Source organism: Luteibacter sp. P4_E6 (genome assembly GCF_056401535.1).
The window spans coordinates 1-3,187 of the sequence record NZ_JBFUJE010000460.1 but is presented as its reverse complement, the minus strand read 5'-3'; the positions used below and the strand labels follow the sequence as shown (position 1 = coordinate 3,187).

Below are 3,187 nucleotides of genomic sequence, written 5' to 3'. Positions count from 1 at the left end.
CGACGGGCAGTACTTCGGCATTCCCGGACAGGCCAGCGTCGAGACCAATGTGTCGCGTTACGGCGAAAACTGGCGAGTGACCCTGGGGGTGAAAAACCTCTTTGCCCGCACGCTGTACGCCGTGAACTTCGACGAAACCTTCGTCCCGATACGGCAAGGCCGTGTCGTGCTGCTCACCGGCACTTACAACTTCTAGGCCGCCGCGCGCGCGAACGACTTCAGGGTGACTTCGCACGCCTCGCGCCGGAAGGCGTCGCGCTCCGCGCGGCCGCTGGATACCGCCAGGCAGGGAATTTCGTAGCAGCCACCTTCGCCGGCAACGCCACCGTGACGCCGCCAGAACCGGTCGTACGACGCGGTGGTCACCCCGGCACGACGATCGAGCGGATGAGCACTGCGCGATACGCCCCGGACCCTATCGATGCCGTAGTACGTGGCCAGCGCGCGAACCACGGCCAGCAGCAGGTCGCGTGGACGCAACCCGCCCGTGGCGCGACTGAAGCGCGCGATGGCCCCGCGGCCGAGGTAAGCCCACGAGCCACGCATCGCCCCCACCAGCACGCCTTCCGTACCGGCGAAGGTGATCGCGCAGGAGGAGATCACTTCCTTGTCCGCGTTGAGCAGGTAAAGCCCCAGCTCGCCGGTGGATTCGTTCTCCGGCGTGCGCGCGTGGAGATACGCGATCTCACCACCGCCGAGGGGAAGCGTGGCAAGACGGACGTCATGACCCTTGAGCAGTCGATTCCGCAGGCGCTCCGGAAACTCGCGCGCGACGAAGCGGTAATGGGCGTCGATCACCCGCGCGCGCATCACCATGTCGAACTTGCGCGAGATGTAATGGGTCTGCCAGCGCTCGTAGACCCGGGGGTTCAATTCGGCCGCGTCGCGCATRGCCCGCGATCCCCCGACCAGCCCGAGCCAGGCGGCCTGACGACGGAAGGCCATCACCGTGCGCAGCAGGTAAGGCAGCCGGCGTTCCCGAACCGCTCCCTGCCGCCGCAAGGCGGCACGCCGGCGGGCGTGATCGACAAGGAGGGCCAGTGCGCCTCGTGCGGGCCGGGCGGAAGCCCAGCCAAGCTTGGCGTCGGGGAGTGAGGTGGGATCGGGGTAATGCGGATGCATACCCTTAAGACGTTCCGGGGCCGAAAAATTGAAATCCCTTCGGCATGCCCCGGCGGGTCGGCCCGTCGCGGAACAAGCTCCCCCTGCTCGGTAGGGGCCGATTTATCGGCGATCGCTGCCCATGCCGCCAGACTTCCACGCTACCCACGCGCCCACCAGGGTCAATAGCGCCAGCGCGTACCAGGTGATGGCATAGCTCAGGTGGTTGTCCGGGAATGCGATCACGGTCAGGCCGCCGACCGGGCCGTCATTTCCTTCGTCACGACCCGGCGACGACGCCGCGTCGGCATCCACGAAGTAGGGCGCGACATCGCTCAACCCCCTCGCCGACGCAATCGCCGCGACATCACGTGAGAACCACTTGTCCCTGGCCGGATCGTTCTTCTGCAGGAAGGCGCCCTTGGGTTCGCTGATCCGCAACAGCCCCGACACTGACGTCGACCCGGACGGACCCGGCTCGCAGCCGGCCTTGCCCGCACACCAGGTGGGCGACACGAAGCCGCGGTTCACGATCACGATATCGCCCGACGGCGTGCGCAAGGGAGTGAGCAACCACGAGCCCATGCCGAGCTCGGTGCTCGCGCGGACACGGACGCTCTTGTCCTGCAGGAAGGTACCGGTGAGTTTCACGCGGCGGTATTCATCATTCGCCGCACTGACCTGCGGCCACTGGCCACGGCCGGGAGCATCGACCGGCTGGGCATGGACGCGTGTGTCGACGCGGGCGATCAGATCGTGTTTCCAGGCGCGGCGATGCACCTGCCAGGTGCCCAGAGCGATGAAGCCGACAAAGACCAGTACGCCAAGTACGGCCAGCACGCCCAGAACGAAGACGCCGCGCGGAGGGCGCGGCGTCCTTGGCTCGTTTGTCGCGCCCACGCTCAAGGGAGGTTCTTCACCTGCTGCTCGGTCATGTCGTGGGACATGCCCGGCATCATGTTCGAATTGAGGTGGAACATGACCCAGATGGAACCGGTCAGCGTGATGACCACCAGGATGAGGGTGAACATCAGCGCCAGCATGTTCCAGCCACCCTGTGACTTCGTGTCCATGTGCAGGAAGTAGATCATGTGGACCACGATCTGGATCGCCGCAAAGGTAAGGATCACGATCGCCAGCGTCTGCGGGTTCGGAATGACCTTGCCCATGACCAGCCAGAACGGGATCGCCGTCAGCACCACGGCGAGGAAGAACCCCATCATGTAGCCCTTCAGGGTGCTGTGGCTGACTTCCTCTTCACCGTGACCATGGTCGTCGTGGTGGTCGTGCGAGTCGATGTGCGCGCTCACGGCAGCACTCCCATCAGGTAGACAAAGGTGAACACGCCGATCCAGACCACGTCGAGGAAGTGCCAGAACATCGACAGGCACATGATGCGACGCTTGTTGGCCGGGGTGAGGCCGAAGCGACCCACCTGCACCAACAGCGTGATCAGCCAGACGATGCCGAAGGTCACATGCAACCCGTGGGTGCCGACAAGGGTGAAGAACGACGACAGGAACGCGCTGCGCTGCGGACCCGCGCCCTCATGGATGAGGTTGGCGAATTCATACAGCTCGATGCCGAGGAAGGTCGCACCGAACAGTCCGGTGACGATCAGCCAGGCCATCATCGTGCCACGGCGGTTCTTCTGCATCTCCAGCACGGCAAAGCCGTAAGTGATGGAGGACAGCAGGAGCATCGTGGTGTTGACGGCCACCAGCGGCAGCTCGAACAGGTCGGCGCCCGAAGGGCCACCCGCGTAGCTGCGGCCGAGGACACCGTAGGTGGCGAACAGGCAGGCGAAGATGAGGCAATCGCTCATCAGGTAGATCCAGAACCCGAGCAACGTGCCGTTTTCCGGGTGATGGTCTTCCTTCATCCAGAACTGAAGGTCCTGCTGGTCCGCGACGACCGCGGAAGGCGTGGCTTGGATATCAGACATGGGCGGCAAGCTCTTCCGTGCGGGCGGCCTCGGTCCGGGCCACGACGTCGGCGGGGATGTAGTAGTCGCGTTTGTAATTGAAGGTGTGGCCGATCGCGGTCACCAGCAGACCGAGGAAGGCGACGCCGGCGATGAGGAACA

The 3,187-nt window shown here is 64.8% G+C and carries 5 protein-coding genes; 1 reads left to right on the top strand and 4 read right to left on the bottom strand.

The window, feature by feature from the left end:
* The coding region (locus AC1DT2_RS19180) for a hypothetical protein (protein ID WP_477298064.1) at positions 1-196 on the top strand (196 nt) is incomplete at its 5' end.
* On the opposite strand, the gene AC1DT2_RS19175 is transcribed toward AC1DT2_RS19180, so the two are convergent.
* The 4 genes from AC1DT2_RS19175 to cyoC all read right to left on the bottom strand — a co-directional run bounded on the left by AC1DT2_RS19175 (position 193) and on the right by cyoC (position 2,983).
* Complete coding sequence (locus AC1DT2_RS19175) at positions 193-1,122, bottom strand: DUF535 family protein (protein WP_477298062.1); 930 nt, start codon at positions 1,120-1,122, stop codon at positions 193-195. The genes AC1DT2_RS19180 and AC1DT2_RS19175 overlap by 4 nt on opposite strands.
* A 102-nt stretch (positions 1,123-1,224) precedes the next feature.
* Positions 1,225-2,001 (bottom strand): SURF1 family protein, encoded by a 777-nt coding sequence (locus AC1DT2_RS19170; RefSeq protein ID WP_477298066.1) that lies wholly within the window; start codon positions 1,999-2,001, stop codon positions 1,225-1,227.
* A gap of 2 nt (positions 2,002-2,003) precedes the next feature.
* Positions 2,004-2,411: a cytochrome o ubiquinol oxidase subunit IV gene (gene cyoD, locus AC1DT2_RS19165; protein ID WP_063573884.1), complete on the bottom strand. Its 408-nt coding sequence runs from the start codon at positions 2,409-2,411 to the stop codon at positions 2,004-2,006.
* Positions 2,408-2,983: a cytochrome o ubiquinol oxidase subunit III gene (gene cyoC, locus AC1DT2_RS19160; RefSeq protein ID WP_477298065.1), complete on the bottom strand. Its 576-nt coding sequence runs from the start codon at positions 2,981-2,983 to the stop codon at positions 2,408-2,410. The genes cyoD and cyoC overlap by 4 nt, the downstream gene beginning before the upstream one ends.
* Positions 2,984-3,187: the final 204 nt, after the last annotated feature.